The 24,808-nt window shown below is 61.3% G+C and carries 26 protein-coding genes; 10 read left to right on the top strand and 16 right to left on the bottom strand.

Annotated features, from left to right (window positions below; all coding sequences use genetic code 11):
• Positions 1–40 precede the first annotated feature (40 nt).
• The 4 genes from LU688_RS21720 to LU688_RS21705 all read right to left on the bottom strand — a co-directional run bounded on the left by LU688_RS21720 (position 41) and on the right by LU688_RS21705 (position 3,255).
• The gene (locus LU688_RS21720) at positions 41–775 is read right to left on the bottom strand and encodes an amino acid ABC transporter ATP-binding protein (RefSeq protein WP_038706667.1); all 735 of its coding nucleotides are present in this window, start codon (positions 773–775) and stop codon (positions 41–43) included.
• Positions 772–1,443, bottom strand: coding sequence for an amino acid ABC transporter permease (locus tag LU688_RS21715; RefSeq protein ID WP_023629013.1), 672 nt, complete (start codon positions 1,441–1,443; stop codon positions 772–774). Before LU688_RS21715 ends, LU688_RS21720 begins: the two co-directional genes overlap by 4 nt.
• Entirely contained in the window at positions 1,444–2,190 is a 747-nt protein-coding gene (locus LU688_RS21710) for an amino acid ABC transporter permease (protein ID WP_023629014.1), read from the bottom strand.
• A gap of 147 nt (positions 2,191–2,337) precedes the next feature.
• Entirely contained in the window at positions 2,338–3,255 is a 918-nt protein-coding gene (locus tag LU688_RS21705) for a glutamate/aspartate ABC transporter substrate-binding protein (protein WP_031314503.1), read from the bottom strand.
• A 350-nt stretch (positions 3,256–3,605) separates the two neighbouring features.
• Between LU688_RS21705 and LU688_RS21700 the strand changes: the two genes are divergently transcribed.
• Positions 3,606–4,589: a dermonecrotic toxin domain-containing protein gene (locus LU688_RS21700; protein WP_232888002.1), complete on the top strand. Its 984-nt coding sequence runs from the start codon at positions 3,606–3,608 to the stop codon at positions 4,587–4,589.
• Positions 4,586–5,176 (top strand): NEL domain-containing protein, encoded by a 591-nt coding sequence (locus tag LU688_RS21695; protein WP_232888003.1) that lies wholly within the window; start codon positions 4,586–4,588, stop codon positions 5,174–5,176. Before LU688_RS21700 ends, LU688_RS21695 begins: the two co-directional genes overlap by 4 nt.
• A 51-nt stretch (positions 5,177–5,227) precedes the next feature.
• On the opposite strand, the gene glpD is transcribed toward LU688_RS21695, so the two are convergent.
• From glpD to LU688_RS21675, 4 genes are all read right to left on the bottom strand, one after another.
• Entirely contained in the window at positions 5,228–6,757 is a 1,530-nt protein-coding gene (glpD, locus tag LU688_RS21690) for a glycerol-3-phosphate dehydrogenase (RefSeq protein WP_160290656.1), read from the bottom strand.
• A 234-nt stretch (positions 6,758–6,991) separates the two neighbouring features.
• Positions 6,992–7,747 carry a DNA-binding transcriptional repressor GlpR gene (gene glpR / locus LU688_RS21685; protein WP_023629017.1) on the bottom strand — a complete coding sequence of 252 codons (756 nt, stop codon included), beginning with the start codon at positions 7,745–7,747 and terminating at the stop codon, positions 6,992–6,994.
• Between the two features lie 113 nt (positions 7,748–7,860).
• Positions 7,861–9,360, bottom strand: a complete 1,500-nt coding sequence (gene glpK, locus LU688_RS21680; RefSeq protein ID WP_046854445.1) for a glycerol kinase GlpK — start codon at positions 9,358–9,360, stop codon at positions 7,861–7,863.
• A gap of 77 nt (positions 9,361–9,437) precedes the next feature.
• Positions 9,438–10,289, bottom strand: coding sequence for an MIP/aquaporin family protein (locus tag LU688_RS21675; RefSeq protein ID WP_160290657.1), 852 nt, complete (start codon positions 10,287–10,289; stop codon positions 9,438–9,440).
• Between the two features lie 305 nt (positions 10,290–10,594).
• On the opposite strand from LU688_RS21675, the gene ybaK reads away from it, so the two are divergent.
• Positions 10,595–11,065 (top strand): Cys-tRNA(Pro) deacylase, encoded by a 471-nt coding sequence (ybaK, locus tag LU688_RS21670; protein WP_023629020.1) that lies wholly within the window; start codon positions 10,595–10,597, stop codon positions 11,063–11,065.
• A 98-nt stretch (positions 11,066–11,163) separates the two neighbouring features.
• Complete coding sequence (locus tag LU688_RS21665) at positions 11,164–11,955, top strand: PhzF family phenazine biosynthesis protein (RefSeq protein WP_160290658.1); 792 nt, start codon at positions 11,164–11,166, stop codon at positions 11,953–11,955.
• A gap of 85 nt (positions 11,956–12,040) precedes the next feature.
• Here LU688_RS21665 and LU688_RS21660 read toward each other — a convergent pair whose 3' ends face one another.
• Together LU688_RS21660 and argF are read right to left on the bottom strand one after the other, a co-directional pair.
• Positions 12,041–13,150: an ABC transporter ATP-binding protein gene (locus LU688_RS21660; protein ID WP_023629021.1), complete on the bottom strand. Its 1,110-nt coding sequence runs from the start codon at positions 13,148–13,150 to the stop codon at positions 12,041–12,043.
• A complete protein-coding gene (argF, locus tag LU688_RS21655) occupies positions 13,147–14,067 on the bottom strand; it encodes an ornithine carbamoyltransferase (protein ID WP_038706664.1) in 921 nt (306 codons plus the stop codon). The genes LU688_RS21660 and argF overlap by 4 nt, the downstream gene beginning before the upstream one ends.
• A 364-nt stretch (positions 14,068–14,431) precedes the next feature.
• Here argF and LU688_RS21650 point away from each other — a divergent pair, with 364 nt between their 5' ends.
• Both LU688_RS21650 and grxD read left to right on the top strand, forming a co-directional pair.
• Positions 14,432–16,540, top strand: coding sequence for a molybdopterin oxidoreductase family protein (locus tag LU688_RS21650; RefSeq protein ID WP_160290659.1), 2,109 nt, complete (start codon positions 14,432–14,434; stop codon positions 16,538–16,540).
• Positions 16,541–16,631: 91 nt separating this feature from the next.
• Positions 16,632–16,967, top strand: a complete 336-nt coding sequence (gene grxD, locus LU688_RS21645; RefSeq protein ID WP_031314504.1) for a Grx4 family monothiol glutaredoxin — start codon at positions 16,632–16,634, stop codon at positions 16,965–16,967.
• A 70-nt stretch (positions 16,968–17,037) separates the two neighbouring features.
• On the opposite strand, the gene bfr is transcribed toward grxD, so the two are convergent.
• Entirely contained in the window at positions 17,038–17,511 is a 474-nt protein-coding gene (gene bfr / locus LU688_RS21640) for a bacterioferritin (RefSeq protein WP_023629026.1), read from the bottom strand.
• Between the two features lie 201 nt (positions 17,512–17,712).
• Positions 17,713–17,934: a bacterioferritin-associated ferredoxin gene (locus LU688_RS21635; RefSeq protein ID WP_038706663.1), complete on the bottom strand. Its 222-nt coding sequence runs from the start codon at positions 17,932–17,934 to the stop codon at positions 17,713–17,715.
• A 213-nt stretch (positions 17,935–18,147) separates the two neighbouring features.
• On the opposite strand from LU688_RS21635, the gene LU688_RS21630 reads away from it, so the two are divergent.
• Positions 18,148–18,750, top strand: a complete 603-nt coding sequence (locus LU688_RS21630) for a peroxiredoxin (protein ID WP_023629028.1) — start codon at positions 18,148–18,150, stop codon at positions 18,748–18,750.
• 135 nt (positions 18,751–18,885) lie between these two features.
• On the opposite strand, the gene rnt is transcribed toward LU688_RS21630, so the two are convergent.
• Together rnt and pyrC are read right to left on the bottom strand one after the other, a co-directional pair.
• On the bottom strand, positions 18,886–19,497 hold the full coding sequence (gene rnt, locus LU688_RS21625) for a ribonuclease T (protein WP_236661015.1): 612 nt from the start codon (positions 19,495–19,497) through the stop codon (positions 18,886–18,888).
• Between the two features lie 59 nt (positions 19,498–19,556).
• A complete protein-coding gene (pyrC, locus tag LU688_RS21620; RefSeq protein WP_038706662.1) occupies positions 19,557–20,603 on the bottom strand; it encodes a dihydroorotase in 1,047 nt (348 codons plus the stop codon).
• A gap of 130 nt (positions 20,604–20,733) precedes the next feature.
• On the opposite strand from pyrC, the gene LU688_RS21615 reads away from it, so the two are divergent.
• On the top strand, positions 20,734–21,714 hold the full coding sequence (locus LU688_RS21615) for a flagellar protein MotY (protein ID WP_094012396.1): 981 nt from the start codon (positions 20,734–20,736) through the stop codon (positions 21,712–21,714).
• Between the two features lie 128 nt (positions 21,715–21,842).
• Complete coding sequence (locus LU688_RS21610) at positions 21,843–23,060, top strand: argininosuccinate synthase (protein ID WP_023630754.1); 1,218 nt, start codon at positions 21,843–21,845, stop codon at positions 23,058–23,060.
• A 44-nt stretch (positions 23,061–23,104) separates the two neighbouring features.
• On the opposite strand, the gene LU688_RS21605 is transcribed toward LU688_RS21610, so the two are convergent.
• Positions 23,105–23,566 carry a hypothetical protein gene (locus LU688_RS21605; protein WP_023630755.1) on the bottom strand — a complete coding sequence of 154 codons (462 nt, stop codon included), beginning with the start codon at positions 23,564–23,566 and terminating at the stop codon, positions 23,105–23,107.
• A 372-nt stretch (positions 23,567–23,938) separates the two neighbouring features.
• Between LU688_RS21605 and LU688_RS21600 the strand changes: the two genes are divergently transcribed.
• On the top strand, positions 23,939–24,565 hold the full coding sequence (locus tag LU688_RS21600; protein ID WP_023630756.1) for a response regulator transcription factor: 627 nt from the start codon (positions 23,939–23,941) through the stop codon (positions 24,563–24,565).
• 46 nt (positions 24,566–24,611) lie between these two features.
• Here the strand turns inward: LU688_RS21600 and LU688_RS21595 are convergent, their stop codons facing one another.
• Positions 24,612–24,788 (bottom strand): PA3496 family putative envelope integrity protein, encoded by a 177-nt coding sequence (locus LU688_RS21595; protein ID WP_023630757.1) that lies wholly within the window; start codon positions 24,786–24,788, stop codon positions 24,612–24,614.
• Positions 24,789–24,808 lie beyond the last annotated feature (20 nt).

The following is a 24,808-nucleotide window of genomic DNA, read 5'->3' as shown; positions in this document are numbered from 1 at the left end:
GCTGCCCGGCAAGTGGCCGGGCAGCGTCACTGTGGCCGACTTAGTGTTGCAGGATCTTGCTGAGGAAGTGCTGGGTACGCTCGTGGCGGCCTTCGGGGTTGCCGAAGAAGTCTTCCTTCTGGCAGTCCTCGATGATGTTGCCCTTGTCCATGAAGATCACCCGGTTGGCGACCTTGCGGGCGAAGCCCATCTCGTGGGTCACGCACATCATGGTCATGCCTTCGTGGGCCAGTTCGACCATCACGTCCAGTACTTCGTTGACCATCTCCGGGTCCAGCGCCGAGGTCGGTTCGTCGAACAGCATGACGATCGGGTCCATCGACAGGGCGCGGGCGATCGCCACGCGCTGCTGCTGGCCGCCCGACAGCTGGCCGGGGTGCTTCTTGGCGTGGGCGCCAAGGCCGACGCGGTCGAGCAGGGCCAGGCCCTTCTTGGTGGCTTCGGCCTCGCTACGGCCGAGCACCTTGCGCTGGGCGATGGTCAGGTTCTCGGTGATCGACAGGTGCGGGAACAGCTCGAAGTGCTGGAACACCATGCCCACCCGCGAACGCAATTTCGGCAAGTTGGTCTTCGGGTCGGCGATGGAGGTGCCATCGACCACGATGTCGCCTTTCTGGAACGGCTCCAGGGCGTTGACGCACTTGATCAGCGTCGACTTGCCCGAGCCGGAGGGGCCGCAGACCACCACCACTTCACCTTTCTTGACCTCGGTGCTGCAGTCGGTCAGTACCTGGAAGTCCCCGTACCACTTGTTGACGTTCTTGATGGAAATCATACGGCGATCCTTTTTTGCAGGCGCTTGACCAGCCACGAAGCGGAGAAGCTGATGAGGAAGTAGACGACACCGGCGAAGATCAGGAACTCGTGGGAGCGCCCGATGATGTCGCCGTTGGCGCGGGCCGAGTTGAGGAAGTCGATCAGGCCGACGGTGTAGACGAGCGAGGTGTCCTGGAACAGGATGATGCTCTGTTGCAGCAGCAGCGGAGTCATCTTGCGAAACGCCTGGGGCAGGATGATCAGGCGCATGCACTGGCCGTAGCTCATGCCCAGCGCTTGCGCGGCGCCCATCTGGCCCTTGGAGATCGACTGCACGCCGGCACGCACGATTTCGCAGAAGTACGCCGCCTCGAACATCATGAACGCCACTACGCAGGAGGTGAACGCGCCCACGGGGGTGTCTTCACCGGTAATCCAGCGCAGCACGAAGGGCACCGCCAGGTAGAACCAGGTGATCACCAGCAGCAGGGGGATGGAGCGGAAGTAGTTGACGTAGGCGCCGGCGACGTTGGCCAGCAGCTTGCTCGACGACAGCCGCATCAGGGCCAGGACGGTGCCCAGGGCGATACCGCCAACCACACCCATGACCATCAGTTGCAGGGTCAGCAGCATGCCGTCCCACAGGGCGGGCAGCGCGGGGATGATTTCGCTGAAATCCATTTCCATTTACTTGCCCCCCACGGAAATCAGGCCAGGCACGGCGACTTTCTTCTCGACCATGCGCATGAGCAGCATCAGGCCCATGTTCAGGGTGAAGTAGATCAGCGTGGCGAGGGTGAACGCCTCGAACAGGTTGGCGGAAAACTCGGCGGTCTGCTTGGTCTGCGCCAGCAGCTCCATCAGGCCGATCAGCGAGGCCACCGAGGAGTTCTTGAACACGTTCAGGAATTCCGAAGTGAGCGGCGGAATGATGATCCGGTAGGCCTGGGGCAGCAGCACGTTCATGTAGATCTGCGGCAGGCTGAAGCCCATCGCGCGCCCGGCCGACTCCTGGCCGCGGGGCAGCGCCTGGATGCCGGTGCGCACCTGCTCGCAGACACGGGCGGCGGTGAACAGGCCCAGGCAGATGACTACGCTGATCAGCGCCGAGGTGGTCGGGTTGAGGTCCTGCTTGAACCACTCCTGCAGGCCTTCGGGCAGCAGGTCCGGCACCAGGAAGTACCAGATGAACAGCTGCACCAGCAGCGGCACATTGCGGAACAGCTCGACGTAGGCGGTGGCGATCCCTGACACCAGACGATTGGGTACGGTACGCATCACGCCGAGCAGCGAGCCCAGCAGCAAGGCGATGATCCAGGCGGAGATGGCGATGGCGATGGTCCAGCCCAGGCCGGTGACGTACCAGTCCAGATAGGTTTCGCTGCCCACGCCGGTGGACTTGAAGAACACGCCCCAGTCCCAGTTGTAATTCATCGGGATTTCCCCTCAGACGGTTGTTTCACGGGCACCTCGATACATCCGGGGGCGTTCGACGCCCTCGGATGTAAAGGTTAGACACTAACTAGGTGGCCTGTTGGATGGATTCGCGCGGATGCGCTTCAGGCCACTATTTGCCGGAGGTCAGGACTTCTTCTCGTCCGCGGCCTTGTCGGTCGGCTCGGCGATCAGCTTCTTCAGTTCGTCGCTCATCGGGAACTGCAGGTTCAGGCCCTTTGGCGGAATTGGCTGCTGGAACCACTTGTCGTAGCTCTTGTTGACTTCACCCGACTTGAAGTAGGCGACGATGGCTTCGTCGACTGCCTTCTTGAAGGCTGGGTCGTCCTTGCGCACCATGCAGCCGTAGATTTCGTACGACTGTGGGGTACCGGTGATGGTCCAGTCGGACGGTTTCTTGGCCTTGGCCATTTCACCGGCCAGCAGCGCGTCGTCCATCATGAAGGCCACGGCGCGGCCGCTTTCGAGCATGTTGAAGGCTTCGCCGTGGTCCTTGGCGGAGATCACGTTCATCTTCATCTGCTTGTCGGCGTTCATCGCCTTGAGGATGCGCTCGGAGGTGGTACCGGCGGTGGTTACCACGTTCTTGCCGGCCAGGTCCGGGAAGTCTTTATAGGATGGCTGGCCATCCTTGACCTTGGTCAGCAGGCGGGTGCCGACTTCAAAGATGCCCACCGAGAAGCCGACCTGCTGCTGGCGCTCGACGTTGTTGGTGGTGGAGCCGCACTCAAGGTCCACGGTGCCGTTCTGCACCAGCGGGATGCGGGTTTGCGAAGTGACCAGGTTGTACTTGACCTTGATGTCGGTGCCCAGTTGCTTCTTCAGGGCTTCGACGACGGCCAGCTGGATGTCGTGGGAGTAACCCACGGGCGCAGTGCTGCCTGCCAGATAGGAAAACGGAATGGAAGAGTCGCGGTGGCCCAGGGTGATGGTGCCCGAATCCTTGATCTTCTTCAGGGTACCGGTGAGCTCTTCAGCCATGACCGGCGATGCGATGACAGCGGCCGCGATGGCGGCGCCCAGCAATTGACGAACGATGCGCATCAAATTTTCCTCGACGTGTTTGTTTTTTTTATGGAGCCGTTGGCGGACTCTTCGTTCAACGAATACAGCATGAAGCGGGTGCATTCGGCTTCCAAGTGTAGAGCATGAGTCGTGCCAAGCCCTGATAATCATCATAACGCTGTGAAAATGCTGAGTATTAATCTTTTTTGACGCGGTGAAACTTAGCTCGTAGCAGACGGGTTCCCGAACGGATCTCTCTTTGGCGTTCGGTGTTCCGAACGAATTGTTATCGGTTTGCGAGGTGGCCAATGGAAAGTGGCAACTATGTACAGGGTCTTTCTCAAGCGCGAGTGGTGTACTGAGATTCTCATCTCGTCAAGGACCCTGACATGACAGTCGCGCCGTTTTTCCCGCATTCGATCGATGGACTGATTGCACGGCAACTACCTGTGTGGATGACTCGGCACGGCGTGCATCACTTGCTGTCGTTGCGCCTCGCGCTACGTCGACAGGAGGCGGCGTCGAGCGCGCTTAAGCAGGTATTGGACGGTATTCCTTCGCTGGAAAAGTTTGCTGAGCAACTGCTGGAGCCTGCGCTTCGCGCGCGTGGCGTTGCCAGCCCCGATGTCCGACGCAGCACAGTACGCATCGTCGAGCAATTCAGTTTACCGACGGTAGCCCCTAGCCTTTATCGACCAAGCTACGAGCGTTCTTCCATCCGCACGCTGTTGGTTGCCGCCCTGCACAATTTCCATGTCACCGAAACCCGGCCTGGGCTTAGGCGCAAGGGGCAATTGCATGCAAAGTCCGGCCGTGTGCTGCCGCTGGGATTCGAAGCTTTCGCAGGGCTGTGTCGACAAGTGGACATAGGGGGGCGCTACCAGGCGCTTCTCAATCAGCACCTGGTGCCATCCGATCAGCCAGGCGACCTTCCTGGAGAGGCTGCGCAGCGGCTGCATCGACGTTTCGAGGAGAGCCTGCGCAGTCACTTTGAGGTAGCTGTGCGCATTGCCACACTCAAGGGGAACCTGGATGAGCAAAGTTATCTTCACTTGTTGCCAGTAACTGCGCCCAAGCCGATCGTGCCTACCTTGCCAGGCGTCATCATGCCGCGCCAACTCTACCTGCTCGGTAAATGCGTGAGGGGGGTGGTGACACTGGAGGTGCGGCAGGAGCTTGATGCGCCTTTACTAGGTGTGATCGCCTGGATTCCTGGCGATCCGCTATCACCCGTTGCGCGTCATGACTCTTGGCAGGCGCTGTACGACGCGCTGGCCGAACGGCTGCGCGACAAGACCTTTCGCGGCTTCTTTTCACGTTTCATAAGCGAGCGGCTTCCGGCCAGCGCACCTGCGAAGACGGCCTGCTGTTGATTCTCAGCCAGTTGGAGCTTGGCGTACTGGTCGAGCGAGCAGTCAGTGGTGTACCTGCTGTTGATGTCGAGGATCGGCTGATGCGCCTTGGGCGATCGTTGTTCCGCCTGGATGAGGTGGACCGCATCGCGGCCCGGCACGTTGAGCGAATGCGTGAGGCCAGCCTGCCGGTAGATGAGATTGAGGTAAGGTTTTTCTATCGTTACAAACTGCTACACCCACTCGGCTTGCCGCTGGAGTCGGACTCAATGCATTACCAAGGTCACGCCCGGGTGACTACCAGTGACGTGCTCCGTGCGCAAGACCAGGTATTGGGCGCTGAAACGGCAGATGCGTTGATCGAGTCGACTGCACAGCGCCCGTTCTGGGCGGCCCATGTGCGCGAGCGCTACGCTTCTCGATTCGCTGCGTTGGCTGAACCTCTGCGGTTGCGCATGGAAGCGCTGGAGGCGGATGTCGAGCAAAGCCGGATTGATGATTGGACCTTCACGCTACGCAGCAACGCACTGATGTACGAGTTCGAGCTCGCCGAGCGCCGCTTGCTCAGGACGCTGGCCCGTGAGGTCTACCAGCGTCTGTATTCCTGAATACCTGCGCAATCGCTCCTGGGCGCCCATCGCGGGGCGCATGGGATGCTTTCAAGCGGCGCAAGCCTGTTCGGAGCGAGCCCGCAGATAGGTGGCGAGAGCCTGTTGCTCCGAGAAGCTTGTGAACAAGCCCAGCTTGGTGCGGCGCCAAAGAATATCTTCGGCGTCCAGCGCCCATTCCTGCAGGCAAAGATAATCCACTTCTCGGCTGAACAGTCCGCCCCCGATGGATTGGCCCAGGTCCTCTGGTCCGTTCATACCGTCAAGGATGTGCCAGGCTCGGCTGCCGTAGGTAATCGCCCAGCGTTTGGCGATATCTGGTGCCAACCAGCCGTGACGAGCTTGTATGTCTGCGGCGAGTGCCTGAGCAGTGCTCATGTCTTCACCGCCTGGCAATGGCGCATCGGCAGTCCAGCTACCGCGCATCTGGGTGAAGAACGGCTTGAGTTCGGCCATGGCCGATTCGGCCAGCTTGCGGTAGGTGGTCAGCTTGCCCCCGAACACCGACAGCAGCGGCGCCTGCCCTTCACTTGCGGACAACGCCAGTGTGTAGTCACGGGTCACCGCCGACGGGTTGTCCGACTCGTCGTTGCACAGCGGACGCACCCCGGAGTAAGTGTGCAGGATGTCGCTGCGGTTCAGTTGGTGGTTGAAGTGGGCGTTCACTACATTCAGCAGGTAATCGGTTTCCTGCTCGGTGATCGCCACCTTGGCCGGGTCGCCGCTGTATTCGCGGTCGGTGGTGCCGATCAGGGTGAAACGGTCCAGGTACGGGATGCAGAAAACGATGCGCTGGTCTTCGTTCTGCAGGATATAGGCATGTTCGCCTTCGTACAGACGCGGCACGATAAGGTGGCTGCCCTGGATCAGGCGGATACCGTAGGGCGCGTCGAGCTTCAAGTCGTCCTTGATAAAGCTGGCCACCCAGGGGCCGGCAGCATTGACCAAGGCGCGGGCACGAATGGTCTGCAGGCTGCCATCGGCGTTCTGCAATTCCACCTGCCACACGCCATCGATGCGTTCGGCGCGCAGGCAGCGGGTGCGCGTGCGGATCTGCGCGCCCTGTTCACGCGCGGCCATCGCGTTGAGCACTACCAGGCGGGCGTCATCCACCGCGCAGTCGGCATATTCGAAACCGCGGGTGATGGCCGGCTTGAGCGGGTAACCCGGGCCGAAGCGCAGGCTGCGCGAAGCACCCAGGCGCTTGCGCTTGCCGAGGTGATCGTAGAGGAACAAACCAGCGCGGATCATCCAGGCGGGGCGCAGGTGCGGGCGGTGCGGCAGCACGAAGCGCATGGGCTTGACGATGTGCGGCGCCTTGGCCAGCAGCACTTCACGCTCGGCCAGGGCTTCGCGTACAAGGCGGAACTCATAGTGCTCCAGGTAGCGCAAGCCACCGTGGATCAGCTTGCTGCTGGCCGAGGAGGTGTGTTGTGCCAGGTCATCCTTTTCACAAAGGAACACCTTGAGGCCACGCCCGGCGGCATCGGCAGCAATGCCCACGCCATTGATGCCACCGCCGATAACGGCGAGGTCGTAGCAGTCTTGGAGGGGGGGCTGGGACGAAACGGGCTGGGACACGGGCAAGGCCTCCTGGGGCTGTTCACAGCGAATGTGAACATTAATGTTCGTTTGCGAAAATAGTAGCCTAATGAACAGGTGGCGGCCAGTCAGTCTTCATAGAAAAAACTGATCGGATGACAGGGAAATGAACATTTTCGAAAAGGCAGGGTGATCGATTTGCAAGGCAGGAAGATCAAGCGCCGCCAGGACGGTGCTCGACCCGACTGCTTGCAATAGGCGAGGCGGGCGGTCTCAAACCACGTCGAGGCGAATCTTGTACTGGTTGAGCAACTGGGTCAGGGCCGGGGAAGGTGCCTGGTCGGTCACCAGGCAGTCGACCAGGCTGATCGAGCCCAGGCGAACCATGGCATTGCGCCCGAACTTGCTTGAGTCCGCCGCCAGCAGCACCTGGCGGGCATTGGCGATGATGGCCTGGGATACCCGTACTTCCTGGTAGTCGAAGTCCAGCAGGCTACCGTCCTCGTCAATGCCGCTGATGCCGACCACGGCGAAATCGACCTTGAACTGATTAATGAAGTCGACGCTTGCCTGGCCAACCACGCCACCGTCGCGGCGTACCGTGCCGCCGGCCACCAGCACTTCGAAATCGTCCTTGGCCGCCAGGATCGCCGCCACGTGCAGGTTGTTGGTGATGACTTTCAGGTGATTGTGGTTGAGCAGGGCGCGGGCGATGGATTCGGTGGTGGTGCCGATGTTGATGAACAGCGAGGCATGGTCGGGAATCTGCCGGGCCACGGCGTCGGCGATGCGTTGCTTCTCGTCGCGCATCTGGTCTGCGCGCATGGCGTAGGCGGTGTTCTCGATGCTCGAGTCGTAAGCGGCCCCACCATGGTAGCGGCGCAGCAGGTTGGCTTCGGCGAGCTGGTTGATATCGCGGCGGATGGTCTGTGGGGTGACGACGAACAGCTGCGCCATTTCCTCGATGCTGACATAGCCGCGTTCGCGGACGAGCTCGAGAATTTGTTGTTGGCGTGGGGGCAGATTCATGGGCGGTCCTTTGGGGCAGCCGGACAAATTCTGCAATGATGCCGCAGGAAGGGGATGGCGACCAGTAGGCCGTTGCTCAGTCGGGGCCGCGCAGCGGCCCCGACTTCATAGCTTCAGGCGTCGTGATCTTCCCAGTCGCGGGTGCGATCCACGGCCTTGCGCCAGCCCTTGTACAGCTTCTCCTTGGCCGCTTCGTCCAACTGCGGGCTGAACTCGCGCTCGATGATCGCCTTGTCGCGCAGCTCGTCCAGGCCGCTCCAGAAACCGCAGGCCAGGCCCGCCAGGTAGGCTGCGCCCAGTGCTGTGGTTTCGCGCATTTTCGGACGCTCGACGCAGGTGCCGAGAATGTCGGCCTGGAACTGCATGAGGAAGTTGTTGGCTACCGCGCCACCGTCCACGCGCAGTTCGGACAGGCGCTGGCCGCAGTCCTGCTGCATGGCGTCGAGCACGTCGCGGGTCTGGTAGGCGATCGACTCGAGGGCGGCACGGATGATGTGGTCGACCTTGACGCCACGGGTCAGGCCGAACAGCGCGCCCCGGGCGTACGGGTCCCAGTAGGGCGCGCCCAGGCCGGTGAAGGCTGGCACCAGGTAGACGCCGTTGCTGTCCTTGACCTTGCTGGCGAAGTACTCGGTGTCGTAGGCGTCGTTGACGATCTTCAGTTCGTCGCGCAGCCACTGCACGGTGGAGCCACCGTTGAAGACCGCGCCCTCAAGGGCGTAGGCCACTTCGCCACGCGGGCCGCAGGCGATGGTGGTGAGCAGGCCGTGGGACGATTGCACCGCCTTGTCGCCGGTGTTCATCAGCAGGAAGCAGCCCGTGCCGTAGGTGTTCTTGGCCTGGCCGGGCTCCACGCACATCTGGCCGAACAGCGCCGATTGCTGGTCACCGGCGATACCGGCGATGGCAATGCCGCTCTTGGTGTGGCCATAGACTTCGGACGACGGGCGAACCTCGGGCAGCATCTGGCTTGGGATGCCGAGGATATCGAGGAGCTTTTCGTCCCATTGCAGGCTGTGGATGTTGAACATCAGCGTGCGCGAGGCGTTGGTGTAGTCGGTGACATGCACCTTGCCGCCGGAGAATTTCCAGATCAGCCAGGTATCGATGGTGCCGAACAGCAGCTCGCCACGCTCGGCGCGTTCGCGCACGCCCTCGACGTTATCGAGGATCCACTTGAGCTTGGTGCCGGAGAAGTACGGGTCGGTGACCAGGCCGGTTGCCTCGCGGATATATTGCTCATGGCCGTCGCGCTTGAGCTGAGCGCAGATCTCGGTGCTGCGCCGGCATTGCCAGACGATGGCGTTGTACACCGGGCGCCCGGTTTCCTTGTCCCAGACGACGGTGGTCTCGCGCTGGTTGGTGATGCCGATGGCGGCGACCTGGGCGTGGCTGATGCCGGCCTGGGCCAGGGCCTCGACCATGGTCGCGCTCTGGGTGGCGAAGATTTCCATCGGGTCGTGCTCGACCCAGCCCGCCTGTGGGTAGTGCTGGGCGAATTCACGCTGCGAGGTGCCCACCACGTTGGCGTCGCGATCGAAGATGATGGCGCGCGAACTGGTGGTGCCCTGGTCCAGGGCGATGATGTAGTTCTTGTCCAGGGTATCGGTCATGTCGGTGGCCTTGCACGAATAGGGGGTAGTTCAGGGCGTGGCGGGCGCCGGGTGTCAGCCCGGGCCCGGCGTTGGCATCAGGAAACCTGGGTGTCGCCCTGAGGATTATCGTCTGTCTGTTGATCCGCGGCTTGTATCGTCGGCAAATTGCGGGCGATCAGCCCGCGGTACAGGGCCGCGCCCAGGCTGGCGCCGAGGATCGGCGCGAACACCGGCACCAGGAAATACGGAATATCGCGCCCGCCGGTGAAGGCAACTTCGCCCCAGCCGGCCAGGAAGGTCATCAGTTTAGGCCCGAAATCGCGCGCCGGGTTCATCGCAAACCCGGTCAGCGGGCCCATTGCGCTGCCGATCACGGCGATCAGCAGGCCGATCAGCAGGGGCGCGGTGGCGCCACGGGGCAGGCCGTTGTTGTCGTCGGTCAGGGCCATGATCACGGCCATCAGAATGGCGGTGATGATCACTTCGACCAGGAACGCCTGGCCGGTGGATAGCGCCGGGTGCGGATAGGTGGAGAACACCGAGGCCAGTTCGAGGCTGGCCTGGCTGCCGCGCAACATGGCGTGGCTTTGTTCGAAATCGAAGAACAGATTACTGTACAGGAAGTACACCAACGCGGCGCCGCAGAATGCGCCGCACACCTGGGCGAGCATGTAGAACGGTAGCTTGCGCTTATCGAAGCCGGCGAACACGGCCAGCGCGATGCTGACCGCCGGGTTCAGGTGCGCGCCGGACACACCGGCAGTGAGGTAGATCGCCATGCTCACGCCGACCCCCCAGATGATGCTTATTTCCCACAGGCCGAAGCTGGCCCCGGCGACCTTGAGCGCGGCAACACAGCCGGTACCGAAGAAGATGAGTAGGGCAGTGCCGAGGAATTCGGCCAGGCACTGGGCGGAAAGCGTGGGTTGTCGTAGAGCAGTCGTCATGTATGACCTCGGTTCTTGTTGTTGTGAGGCGCTGGGCGCTCGACAGCAAAAAGCCCGGAGTCGATCCCCATTGACGCCGGGCGGGTACAGGAGGCGCACCTTATAGGTGCACCATTTATTCATAAACGAAAAAATATAGACAAGAAACGCTGATGTCAAAGGTCGAAAATGAACGTTCAGCCACATTCTGACTGCCGTGCCGCGCGGTGAACCCAAGGCCGGTGCTCTAGCCTGGGTCCTGCGCTGGCTGCCCCGGCGGATTTACCCTAAAGTACCGGGCGACTTGTGATCGCCTGGAGCCGTTGATGACCCCCGCCCTGGACCTATTGAAAAAGGCGCGTGCCGAACACCGCGTGCACAGCTACGAACATGATCCGAAATCCGCATCGTACGGTCTGGAGGCTGCGGAAAAGCTCGGCCTTGACCCATTGCGCGTGTTCAAGACGCTGCTCGCCAGCAGCGAAAAAGGTGAGCTGCTGGTGGCAGTGGTGCCGGTGGGTGGAACGCTCGATCTGAAGGCGTTGGCCCATGCGGCCGGCGTGAAGAAATGCGAAATGGCCGACCCCCAGGCTGCCCAGCGCGCCACGGGCTACCTGGTTGGCGGGATCAGCCCGCTGGGACAAAAGAAGCGCCTGCGCACTTTCATCGATCAATCCGCGCAACAACATGAAACGATTCATGTTAGCGCTGGCCGCCGCGGCCTGGAGGTGGAACTCGCCGCAGCAGTGCTCGCTGCCCATACCCAGGCACAGTTCGCCGAGATCGGCCGTGGCTGATCATCTGTACTGATTCAAATTCCACGACTCTGTCACTGTTCGGTCCAGACGCCTTGCTCCATGCTCGTGGCCTTTGCGCCCTACACAGGAGTCGTGGCATGCAACTGCATTTTCACCAGGTCGATGCGTTCAGTGACCGGCCCTTCGCCGGCAATCCGGCCATGGTCTACCACCTGGAACAGTGGCTCGACGATGCGCTGATGCAGCAGATCGCCGCCGAGCACAACCTCGCCGAAACTGCGTTCGTGGTCGCTGAAGGAGAGGGCTACCGGATTCGCTGGTTCACCCCCGCAACCGAAGTGCCGCTGTGCGGTCATGCCACCCTCGCCAGTGCCCATGTTCTGTTCGAGGTCTATGGTGAGCAGAAGCCTCGTCTGGACTTTCAAAGCCTGTCCGGTCCATTGAGCGTGGCGCGTGAAGGGGGCCGCCTGTGGCTCGATTTCCCGCGCATTGATCCGCAGCCCATGGCTGAGTCGGTGGCCGTGGCCGTGGCCGTGGCCGAGGCGCTGGGGTGCGGGGTACAGGAGGTTTACCAGACCAAGGAGCTGCTGGTTGTACTGGCTTCTGAGCAAGCCGTGCGTGCCTGCGAGCCAGACATGGTGGCGTTGGCAAGACTGCCGGGTTTGGGCGTAATCGTAACGGCGCCTGGTGAAGAGCACGATTTCGTGTCGCGCTATTTTGCACCGAGTATCGGAATCCCCGAGGATCCTGTCACCGGTTCGATTCACTGCTCGCTCATTCCTTACTGGGCGGCACGCCTTGGCAGGTCGCAATTGCACGCGTTCCAGCTCTCCGCACGTGGTGGGGAGCTGTTCTGCCGACTGCAGGGGCAGCGGGTGAAGATTGGTGGGCAGGCCCGGTTGGTAGCCTCTGGCACCTTGGTGCTGTGATTCAAGCCGTTCGCGAAGCAAGTCCGCTTCCGCACCGTTGTAGCGGTATGCGAAAGCGGGCATGCCCCATAATGCTTGTCAAATCCTACAGCGCCGAGCTGATGCGCCGCACACCGCTCTCCTGGCGCGTCAGCTGCGCGGCAACGCTGCCGGGCACCGCGAACAACACCAGGTGTTCGGCCGCCACTGCAATACCGACCTGTTGGCCGAGCGGGTGGTCGTTGTGGCTGGGGAAGATCGCTTCAAGCTGGCTGCCGGTGGGAAGCTGCAGGCGGTACAAGGTTGAAGCGCCAAGGAAACTCTTGCCGATTATCTGCGCTCGCAACGTGCTGTCTGGAGCGTGGATGATGTCGTCAGGGCGCAGCAACACGTCCACCGAACTGCCGGGTGCCATGGTGTAGGCTCGGTTGCCGCGAAGCTCGCCGAGTTCGGTGCTTACTGCTTCGTGGCTGCTCATCTGGCCACGAATGAAGTAGCCCTGGCCGATGAAGCTGGCGACGAACGGGGTCTGCGGTTCGTGGTAGAGGTTGTAGGGCGTGTCCCACTGCTCCAGGCGCCCCTCCTTGAACACCCCTACGTGATCGCTGACGGCAAAGGCTTCTTCCTGGTCGTGGGTGACCAGGATGGCGCTGGTGCCTCGGCTCTTGAGAATATCACGGACCTCATGGCTCAAGCGTCGGCGCAGCTCCACGTCGAGGTTGGAGAACGGCTCGTCAAGCAACAGCAACTGTGGCTCCGGCGCAAGCGCCCGGGCCAGTGCCACGCGTTGCTGCTGGCCACCCGACAGTTCGTGCGGGTAACGCCCGCCGAGGCCGGCCAGCTTGACTAGTTCGAGCATCTCCTCGACCACCATAGCCTGGCGCGGATGCTTGGCGATGCCGAAGGCGATGTTCTGTGCGACGGTCAGATGGGGAAACAGTGCGTAGTCCTGGAACACCATGCCGATCCGGCGTTTCTCTGGAGCCAGGGTAAAGCCGGCGCGGGAGATGACCTCGCCTCCCAGCTGGATCTCGCCCTCGTGCACCGGCTCGAACCCTGCGATGGCGCGCAGCGTGGTGGTCTTGCCGCAACCGGACGACCCTAGCAGGCAACCGATGTCGCCCGCGTTGAGGTGCAGGTTGAGGTTCTGGACGATGCGCTGCGCGCCATAGCCGCAGGCCAGGTTGCGCAGGTTGAGCAGTAGCTGTTGACTCATGCGTGGTGGTAAGCCGGTTCTACAAGAAATTCCAGAAGGGCCTTCTGTGCATGCAGGCGGTTCTCAGCTTCGTCCCAGGCGACCGAGCGGGGGTCATCGAGCAGGTCCTGGCTGATTTCCTCGCCACGGTGGGCGGGCAGGCAATGCATGAACAGGGCGTCGGGTGCCGCCAGGTCGAGTAGTTCGCGGGTGACCTGGTAAGGCGCGAAATGCGCCAGGCGGCGTGCAGTTTCCTCTTCCTGGCCCATGGAAGTCCAGACATCCGTGGTTACCAGGTGGGCGCCGCGCACGGCTTCCTTCGGATCACGGATGATCTGCACGCGGTCGCCGCCCAACTGCAGGAAGCGTGGATCGGGCTCGTAGCCTTCAGGGCAAGTGATGCGCAATTGGAAATCGAACTGCACGGCAGCTTCGATATAGGAGTTGCACATGTTGAAGCCGTCGCCGACCCAGGCCACGGTCTTGCCCTGGATCGCGCCACGGTGCTCGAAGAAGGTCTGCATGTCTGCCAGCAACTGGCAGGGGTGCGATTCGTCGGACAGGCCATTGATGACCGGCACCTTCGAATTGGCGGCGAATTCGGTGAGCGTGCTGTGGGCGTGCGTGCGGATCATGACCACATCCACCATGCTCGACAGCACGATGGCGCTGTCGGCGATCGGCTCGCCGCGGCCCAGCTGGGTGTCGCGCGGCGACAGGAAGATCGCCTGGCCGCCAAGCTGGATCATGCCCGCTTCGAACGATACCCGGGTTCGGGTCGAGGATTTCTCGAAGATCATCCCCAGCACGCGGTTCTTCAACGGCTCGAACAGCACGCCTCGTTTACGCAGGTCCTTCAGCTCGATGCCGCGACGGATCACGCCGAGCAATTCGTCAGCGGTGAAATCCAGCAGGGAGAGAAAGTGCCTAGCGCTCATGATTGACTACCTTATCTGCAACGTTTTGCAGGTCGACCGTATGGGTTTTGTTGACAACGGGAGTGACCTGCGGCGTAAGCCGCACGGGGCGGACGGAATAGGGAAAGGCGCAATACTATAATTAAATGTCGCCTTAAACCAAGAGGGGAAACAGCGCCTCTGTGTCAAAGGGTGTCGTAAGCCTTTGGCGAGCAGCTGTTTTTTATTTGCTACAGAGGTTGTACACGGCTTACCTCGATTTTGGCAAATTCATCGTCGCGAATCGTCGGCCTGATGTCGCCCGATTCATGCCGCGAAGCGCGCTGGCAAGCCCGGTTGGTGCGGCGCATAGTCGAACCTCCAGAACAACAAGGCAGAGGCGGCCATGACCAAGACCCTGCATCACCGAGCCTGTCACCTGTGCGAGGCCATTTGTGGCCTGAACATCGTAATCACCCATGAGGCAGAGGGACCGCCGCGGATCAGCTCGATCAAGGGCGATCCGCAGGATCCGTTCAGCCGCGGCCACATCTGCCCCAAGGCGGTCGCCCTGCAGGATATCCAGGAAGACCCTGACCGCCTGCGCCAGCCTCATCGGCGCATCGGTGACCAGTGGCAGGCGATCGGCTGGGACGAGGCCTTCGCCTTCGCCGCAGAGCGGCTGTGGGCGGTGCAGCAAGCCCATGGACGTAATGCAGTGGCGGTCTACCAGGGCAACCCCAGCGTGCACAACTATGGTTTGATGACCCACAGCAACTACTTCCTCGGCCTGCTCAAGACCCGCAACCGCTTCTCGGCCACCTCGGTGGACCAGCTGCCGCAGCACCTGACCAGCCACCTGATGTACGGCCATGGCCTGTTGTTGCCTATTCCGGACATTGACCACACGCAGTTCATGCTGATTCTTGGCGGCAATCCCCTGGCTTCCAATGGCAGCATCATGACCGTCCCCGATGTGGAAAAACGCCTGAAGGCACTCAAGGCCAGGGGCGGGCAGTTCGTGGTGGTGGATCCGCGGCGCAGCGAGACGGCGTTACTGGCCGATCGGCACCTGTTCATTCGCCCCGGTGGCGACGCAGCGCTGCTGTGTGGTCTGTTGCATACCCTGTTCGCCGAGGGCCTGGCCCGTGGTTCGCACCTGCCGATCAATGGCCTGGAGCAGGTGCGCGAGGCGATCCTGCCGTTCGATGCCGCCAGCATGAGCGCGTTGTGCGGCATCCCGGCCGAGGAAATCCGCCGATTGGCGCGGGACTTCGCCGCCGCCGACAAAGCGGTGTGCTATGGCCGGATGGGGGTATCGACCCAGGCCTTCGGCTCGTTGTGCCACTGGCTGGTGCAATTGATCAACCTGGTCACCGGCAACCTCGATCGGGTTGGCGGTGCGTTATGCACCGAGCCGGCGGTCGATCTGGTCGCCAGCACCTCGGGTGGCCACTTCGACCAGTGGCGCAGCCGCGTCTCGGGGTTGCCCGAATATGCTGGTGAGCTACCGGTCTCGGCCTTGGCCGAGGAGATCCTCGAGCCCGGTGACGGGCAGGTACGGGCGTTGGTGACCGTGGCCGGGAACCCGGTGCTGTCCACGCCCAACGGGCGGCGCCTGGACGAGGCTTTGGCCGGCCTGGAGTTCATGCTCAGCATCGACCTCTACATCAACGAAACCACGCGTCATGCTGACCTGATCCTGCCCTCCACCTCGGCGCTGGAGAATGACCACTACGATTCCACCTTCAACTTGCTGGCGGTACGCAACGTCACCCGCTTCAACCGGGCGATCCTGCCCAAACCGGAGGGGGCGCTGCATGACTGGGAGATTTTCGTAGGCCTGGCCGAAGCCTTTGCCCAGCGTGCGCAGGTCGAGCTCAAGGCGACCCTGCCACCGGCACGAATGATCGACTTTGCCTTGCGCAAGGGCCCTTATGGTGACGACTCGTCCTGGAAGCTTTCCCTGCAGATGCTCGATGAGCACCCCCACGGCCTGGATCTAGGGCCGCTGGGTGCCAACCTGGCGGTACGCTTGCGCACGGCTGGCGGCAAAGTCGAAGCCGCACCGGCGGTACTGCTCGGTGACCTGCAGCGTCTGGCCCGGCAGGCAGCGCCGACGGCAGGCCAGTTGTTGCTGATCGGCCGCCGCCACGTGCGCAGCAACAATTCGTGGATGCACAACTATCATCGGCTGGTCAAAGGCAAACCGCGGCATCATCTGCTGATGCATCCGGATGATCTGCTCCACCGCCAGTTGCAAGACGGGCAGATGGTGCGGATCCGCTCACGTACGGGCGTGATCGAAGTGCCTGTCCAAGCTAGCGAGGAGATGATGCCAGGGGTGGTCAGCCTGCCCCACGGCTACGGTCACGGGCGCCAGGGCGCGCGCTTGCAGGTGGCCGGTGCACAGCCGGGCGTGAGTGCCAATGACCTGACCGACGAGCACTTGCGTGATGGCGTATCCGGCAACGCCGCCCTCAATGGCGTACCTGTGCAAGTGGAGGCCGCCTGAGCATCGGCAAGGCCGAGCACGCCGCTCGGCTTTCCGATACAATGCGTCACCGTGCCGACGACCCAGTCGGAAAGTTCAGCCGAGGTGCTTCATGGATATCATCGATACAATCAAAGAGCAGATCGCCAACAACACCATTCTGCTTTACATGAAAGGTTCGCCGAATGCCCCGCAGTGCGGCTTCTCGGCCAAGGCTTCGCAAGCCGTGATGGGGTGCGGCGAGAAGTTCGCTTATGTCGACATCCTGCAGAACCCGGAAATCCGCGCCAACCTGCCCAAGTACGCCAACTGGCCTACCTTCCCGCAACTGTGGGTGGCGGGTGAGCTGGTCGGCGGCAGCGACATCATGATCGAGATGTTCGAAAATGGTGAACTGCAGACCCTGATCAAGGATGCGGCCGCCAAGGCCAAGGCTTCCGAGGCCTGATTCCGGCGTTCCTTGCCAGGATGCAAAAGCCCCGCAATAGCGGGGCTTTTTGTTGTCGTCGGTCTTGCAGTTACTCTTCGCCCATCTGCGACTGCAGGTAGTTCTCGATAGTGATCTTGTCGATCAGGCCCAGTTGAGTCTCCAGCCAGTCGATGTGCTCTTCCTGGTCCTCGAGGATGTCCTCGAGCACGTCGCGCGAACCGAAGTCGCCAGCGGTTTCGCAATGGGCGATGGCGGCTTTCAGGTCGACGTGAGCCTTTTTCTCGAGCTTCAGGTCGCACTCGAGCATCTCTTTGGTGTGCTCGCCAATCATGAGCTTGCCCAGGTCCTGGACGTTGGGAATACCTTCGAGAAAGAGGATGCGCTTGATCAGCTTGTCTGCATCCTTCATCGCCTGGATGGACTCTTTGTACTCGAGTTTACCGATCCGATTCAGGCCCCAATCTTCGTACATGCGCGCATGCAGGAAGTACTGGTTGATTGCGACCAGCTCGTTTCCGAGGACCTTGTTGAGATGCTGGATGACGCTTACGTCGCCTTTCATGATGGGGTCTGACCTGTAGAAGTTGAGCCAATGCAAACAAGTTTGAGCCTCGCAACTATCTGTGTCAAACCTAAGTGATTGAATAATAAATGAAAATTAATCGGAATAAGAATGTTTGTGAACCGCGTTCGAGCGCTAACTTATTGAATTGCAGGCATAAAAAAACCGGACACTAGGTCCGGTTCTTCGAATTTGGGGGAATTACGCCGCGTTGAATTCAACGGGGTAGGGCAGGGCGGCCTGCTGGCTCAGTTGCAGCTCGGTGAGGGTTTCGCGTACCACCTGCTTGGCGAGGCAGGCGCATTTGCCGCATTGGCTGGCAACACTGGTGGCGGCTCGAACTTCCTTGTAGCTGCAGCATCCTTCGTAGATCGCATCGCGGATCTGTCCGTCGGTGACACCGACACAAAGACACACATACATAAAGGCTGACCATCGCAGGTTGATTCGATGGGTTGGAGAGTAATAGTAATGAGAATGGTTGTCAAAACACTTTGTGTAAGGCCCGCGCCAGAGCGACCGATGGTAGAGATTCGGCCTGTCACGCAAAGCTGTGTATGATGGTCAGCCTTTGTTGGATCCGGGGGAACGCGTTCCGCCCGGACAAGGTTTTCCCCCCTCATCAGGAGAGATCGAATGAGCGTACTCGTTGGCAAACAAGCCCCGGACTTCACCGTTCCAGCCGTGCTGGGCAACGGCGAAATCGTCGACAGCTTCAACCTGGCCTCGGCCATCAAGGGCAAGTATGGCCTGGTGTTCTTCTACCCGCTGGACTTCACCTTCGTCTGCCCGTCCGAGCTGATCGCTCTGGACAACCGCATCCCTGACTTCCAGGCGCGCAACGTTGAAGTGATCGGCGTGTCGATCGACTCGCACTTCACCCACAACGCCTGGCGCAATACCCCGGTCAACAATGGCGGCATCGGCCAGGTCAAGTACACCCTGGCGGCTGACATGACCCACGAAATCTGCAAGGCCTACGACGTCGAGTCCGAAGGCGGTGTGGCCTTCCGTGGCGCCTTCCTGATCGACACCAATGGTGTTGTCCGCTCGCAGATCGTCAACGACCTGCCGCTGGGCCGCAACATGGACGAGCTGCTGCGCTTGGTCGACGCCCTGCAATTCCACGAAGAGCACGGCGAAGTCTGCCCGGCCAACTGGAAGAAAGGCGACAAGGGCATGAACGCTTCGCCGGAAGGCGTCGCGGCTTACCTGAGCGAGAACGCTGGCAAGCTGTAATTTGCCAAGTGCATAAAAAACCGGCCCTGGTGGCCGGTTTTTTTTTGCCTCAAGTTTCAAGCTGCACGCTACAAGTGAAAAGCACGGCGCATGCAGACAGCTCTTTCTTGTCGCTTGAAGCTTGTGGCTCGCAGCTCAATCGTCGAAATCGCGCCAGCCGCCCATCTCTTTCCAGCGATTGACGATGCCGCAGAACAGCTCTGCAGTCTTCTCGGTGTCGTAACGCGCCGAATGCGCCTCACGGCCGTCGAAGTCGATGTCCGCGCTCTGGCAAGCTCGGGCCAGCACGGTCTGGCCGTAGGCGAGGCCGGCGAGGGTGGCGGTGTCGAAGCTGGAGAACGGGTGGAACGGGTTGCGCTTGATATCGTTGCGCGCCACCGCAGCATTGAGGAAACCCAGGTCGAAGCTGCTGTTGTGCCCCACCAGGATCGCCCGCTTGCAGCCATTGGCTTTCAGCGCCTTGCGCACGCCGCGGAAAATATCGGTCAGCGCGCTTTCCTCGCTCACCGCCATGCGCAGCGGGTGATCGAGCTTGATGCCGGTGAACTCCAGCGCGGCGGCCTCGATATTGGCTCCCTCGAACGGTTCGACCCGATGGAAGTAGGTGTGCTCGGGGAACAGGAAGCCCTTTTCATCCATGCCGATGGTGACGGCGGCAATCTCCAGCAGCGCGTCGGTAGCGCTGTTGAAGCCACCGGTCTCGACATCCACCACCACAGGCAGGTAGCCGCGGAAACGCTCGGCCATCGGATGGCGCGAGCCGCTGCTGACCTGGCTGTCCTGGTCGTCTTCGTAAAGATCTTCGCTCACGCGTGGTCCTCCTGCAGGCGCCAGCGCAGTGTTTCACCAGCGCGCAGGGGAATGACGGTGGTGTCACCGAAGGGCAGGCTGTCCGGCGCGGTCCATTGCTCACGCACCAGGGTGATGGTGTCGGTATTGCGCGCCAGGCCGTAGAAATCAGGGCCATGCTTGCTGGCGAAGCCTTCGAGCTTGTCCAGGGCGTTACGCTGCTCGAACGCCTCGGCATACAACTCGATGGCGGCATAGGCGGTATAGCAGCCGGCGCAGCCGCAGGCGGCTTCCTTGGCATGCTTGGCGTGAGGCGCTGAGTCGGTACCGAGGAAGAACTTCGGGTTGCCGCTGGTCGCGGCATCCAGCAACGCAACCTGGTGGGTGTTGCGCTTGAGGATCGGCAGGCAATAGAAATGCGGGCGGATACCGCCGACCAACATGTGGTTGCGGTTGTACAGCAGGTGCTGGGCGGTGATGGTGGCACCGACATTGGCCGGCGCCTCGGTGACGAACTGCGCGGCGTCGCTGGTGGTGATGTGTTCGAACACCACTTTCAGGGTCGGGAAACGCTCGACCAGGCGGCGCATGTGCTCGTCGATGAAGCGCTTCTCGCGGTCGAACACGTCGATCTCACTGCGCGTTACCTCACCGTGCACCAGCAAGGGCATGCCGGTTTCGGCCAGTGCCTCGATTGCCGGCAGGATGTTGTCGATGCTGGTCACGCCCGAATCGGAGTTGGTGGTCGCGCCGGCCGGGTACAGCTTGGCGGCGTACACGATCCCGCTGGCCTTCGCGGCGCGGATGTCTTCCGGGCTGGTGCGGTCGGTAAGATACAGCACCATCAGTGGCTCGAAGCGGCTGCCGGCGGGGCGTGCGGCAAGGATGCGCTGGCGGTAGGCGTCGGCCTCGCCGGCGTTGCGCACCGGCGGAACCAGGTTGGGCATGATGATGGCGCGGGCGAAGGTGCGCGCCACGTCACCAACGGTGTGAGGCAGGACGGCACCATCGCGCAGATGGATGTGCCAGTCGTCGGGGCGCAGGAGGGTCAGGCGATCGGACATTGGAGATTCCAGGCGGGTCGAACTCAGAAGCCAATGCTACCGGAAAACCCCTGTTCGAGCACGGCTATCAAGTTTTCCGACAGGCGTCCGATAGCATTCAGGTAAGCCGTCAGAATCAGTGGAGCCGACCGTGCGCCAGCGTTACCTAGCCCTGTTCACCCTTGTCGCCAGCCTGCCGGCCGGGGCCATGACCTTCCAGACCCGCGTGGAGAACGTCGCCTGGAAAGTCGAGGGTGACCAGTTCGAATGTCGCCTGATCCAGCCGATCGACGGTTTCGGCAGCGGCGAGTTCGTGCGCCGTGCCGGCGAACAACCGACGTTCCAGCTACGTTCGGACAGCAATGTCCTCGGCGCAGGGTCAGCCACCTTGCTGGCCGCCGCGGCCCCCTGGCAGCCAGGGCGGGGCGATATCAACCTCGGTGCGGTGCACATGGCCCGCACTGGCGTGTTGTTCACCTCCAGCCAAGGGCAAGCCAGCCGCCTGATCAATGGCCTGCTCGATGGGCGCAGCACGGTGGTGCGCAACTACCGGGGCGAGGGTGGCCGGCCGATGCAAGTGCAGGTAATGCCCGTCAGCTTCGCCAAGGCCTACAGCGACTACCAACTGTGCGCCGCCAAGCTGCTGCCGATGAACTATGACCAGATCCGCCAGACCCAGGTTGGTTTCCCCGGAGGCGGGATCGAACTGGACAGCTCGGCGCGTGCGCGCCTGGATGTGCTGCTCGATTATTTGAAGGCCGATCCGACGGTCAATCACATCGAGCTCAACGGCCACTCCGACAACAGCGGCAACCGCCTGACCAACCGCGACACCTCGCGTCGACGGGCGTTGGCGGTTGCCGACTACCTCAAGGCCCATGGCGTGCCGGAAGAGCAGATCACCGTGCGCTTCCACGGCGAGCGCTATCCGCTGGCCAAGAATAACTCTGCCGCCAATCGGGCGCGTAACCGCCGGGTGAACATCCAGCTCGAGCGCGTGACACCGGTCGAGAAACCGCTGGAGAAACCGGCGCCACCGGTTGCGCCGGCGGCCCCGGCACCCGCGGCTACCTCACCTGCGCCTGCGACGCCTGCGGCCGCTTCCGCCCAGCCCGCTCCAGCGAAATCCTGAGTGCGACAGCGGGTCGCGCTCTCGACAATTCCTGTCGCTTTGTCGTCACAAGCTGTCGCCCCATTGTAAATTTTTCGGCAAGGCCGGTAGAATCATCGGCTTTCCGTACAACCCCGTGGAGTGATGGCATGGCGGACGTAAAAAAGGTCGTATTGGCGTATTCCGGCGGCCTTGATACTTCGGTGATTCTCAAGTGGCTGCAGGACACCTACAACTGTGAAGTGGTGACCTTCACCGCTGACCTCGGCCAGGGCGAGGAGGTCGAGCCGGCCCGCGCCAAGGCCCAGGCGATGGGCGTGAAAGAAATCTACATCGACGACCTGCGCGAAGAGTTCGTGCGTGATTTCGTCTTCCCGATGTTCCGCGCCAACACCGTCTACGAAGGCGAGTACCTGCTCGGTACTTCCATCGCCCGCCCGCTGATCGCCAAGCGCCTGATCGAAATCGCCAACGAAACCGGCGCCGACGCCATTTCCCACGGTGCTACCGGCAAGGGCAACGACCAGGTGCGTTTCGAACTGGGTGCCTATGCGCTCAAGCCTGGCGTCAAGGTCATCGCGCCATGGCGTGAGTGGGACCTGCTGTCCCGCGAGAAGCTGATGGACTACGCCGAGAAGCATGGCATTCCGATCGAGCGCCACGGCAAGAAGAAGTCGCCGTACTCGATGGACGCCAACCTGCTGCACATCTCCTACGAAGGCGGTGTCCTGGAAGATACCTGGACCGAGCACGAGGAAGACATGTGGAAATGGAGCGTCTCTCCGGAGAACGCCCCGGACCAGGCCACCTACATCGAACTGACCTACCGCAACGGTGACATCGTCGCCATCGACGGCGTCGAGAAGACCCCGGCCACCGTGCTGGCCGACCTCAACCGCATTGGCGGCGCCAATGGCATCGGTCGCCTGGACATCGTCGAGAACCGCTATGTCGGCATGAAGTCGCGCGGTTGTTACGAGACCCCGGGCGGCACCATCATGCTCAAGGCTCACCGCGCCATCGAGTCGATCACCCTGGATCGCGAAGTCGCTCACCTGAAGGATGAGCTGATGCCCAAGTACGCCAGCCTGATCTACACCGGCTACTGGTGGAGCCCGGAGCGTCTGATGCTGCAGCAGATGATCGATGCCTCGCAGCTCAACGTGAATGGTGTTGTCCGCCTGAAGCTGTACAAAGGCAATGTCACCGTCGTGGGTCGCAAGTCGGACGATTCGCTGTTCGATGCCAACATCGCGACCTTCGAGGAAGACGGCGGGGCTTACAATCAGGCTGATGCCGCAGGCTTCATCAAGCTCAATGCATTGCGTATGCGCATCGCGGCCAACAAGGGTCGTTCGCTGCTGTAAGCCGCCTCGAGCATAAGAAAAAACCCGGCCTAGGCCGGGTTTTTTCATGCCTGGGTTTTTGCCTGGGTGGCGGTCGTGGCCTCTTCATCCGGCATGGGCGCGGCTGAGAGATGGATGCAGGTGCGCGTATCCAGGTTATACAGCACCCAGCGTCGTTGTCGCCCGTGCGGGCGGTCGATCATTCGCAGTACATGGGTTTCGATGATCTTCTGACTGTCCGCTCCGGAAATGGCGATGATCATTGCGCCTTTGCTCTCTGCCACAGGTGTGCGTACAGGCTTGCCGGCACTGTTGGCATTGCTGTCTGGTACAAACAGCGAGCGAGTGTTGAAGTTGAGGGTGAGGAAGAACAGTACGGTGAGAAAAAACGGGAAGCCCACCAGGAACCAGGTATACAGGGTCTGGCTGTCTTCGCTGAGGAACGGGAGTGATGCCAGGGCAGACGCTTCGATCACGCCGGCAAAGACAGCGATAAGGGTCAACGGACTGATGGGGTCGCGGTTCATGATGAGGGCCTGGTGATGCTTTGCCCATCTGTAGCGCGTTTTCCCCCGCGTATTAAGCGTGCCTTGTTTCCCTCCCAGGCCACGGCGCAGCTTCAACACCTACCATTTATCCAGTATGTACAGTCGAATTTTCCCGCATGAAGTATGACTCAATAGCACTTGGATCCAATTATGCCGACTGTTACTTTCTGATTCGTTGCGACGAACCTCTATCTATTACATTTTGTGAAAGTGGCAGTGTGTAGGAAGAATCTCCATTAATTGTAGGCCGCTTCTTTCGGTGAATTTACCAGGGAAACCGCTGCATAAATAATCGTTATGCTCGGGTGTGGTGGTCTATCGAACTAAAAATAACGTATCAATGGGAATCGCATGAATAAAGTGCTGATCGTGGATGATCACCCGGTCATTCGCCTGGCCGTACGCATGCTGATGGAACGGCATGGCTACGAAGTGGTGGCGGAGAGTGACAATGGTGTAGACGCCCTGCAACTGACGCGGGAGTATCTGCCGGATATTGTCATTCTGGATATCGGGATCCCCAAACTGGATGGGCTGGAAGTGATTGCGCGGATGACGCTGGCGAGCCCCGCGAGCAAGGTACTGGTACTGACTTCCCAGGCCCCTGGGCACTTCTCGATGCGCTGCATGCAAGCGGGTGCAGCAGGTTATGTGTGCAAGCAACAGGAGTTGACCGAGCTGCTCAGTGCCATCAAGGCCGTGCTGTCCGGCTACAGCTATTTCCCCAATCAGGCATTGCACAAGGGGCGCTCGGGTACGGGAGGCGCCACGGAAATGGAGATGGTCGAGCGGCTTTCCGGCCGGGAGATGATGGTGCTGCAACAACTGGCACGAGGCAAAAGCAACAAGGAAATCGCCGACAGCATGTTCCTCAGCAACAAGACGGTCAGTACCTACAAGACGCGCCTGCTCCTCAAGTTGAATGCGCGCTCGTTGGTGGATCTGATCGAACTCGCACAGCGCCATGGGCTGGCCTGACCCCTATTGAAAAAGCCTCCGTTCAGGAGGCTTTTGCACGTTTGCGCTACAGATCGTAGTCAAAGTCGGCCAATTGCTTCTGCAGGCGCCGTTCCTCGAGCATGTTGTCGATGGTGCGGCGCTTGCTAAGGTTGGTCTTGGCCGGTTCGGCCTGCGGCTCCACGTCGTCGTCCGTACTTTGGAAGTCGTCGTCGTTCGCCAGATCTTCTTTATCGGTGCTCATGCGTCACTCCAAGCCAAAGG

Source organism: Pseudomonas soli, from assembly GCF_021283165.2.
In the GTDB taxonomy this organism is placed as follows: domain Bacteria; phylum Pseudomonadota; class Gammaproteobacteria; order Pseudomonadales; family Pseudomonadaceae; genus Aquipseudomonas; species Aquipseudomonas soli.
Note: the sequence above shows the minus strand (reverse complement) of the source record. Positions and strands in the feature narration are given on the sequence as shown.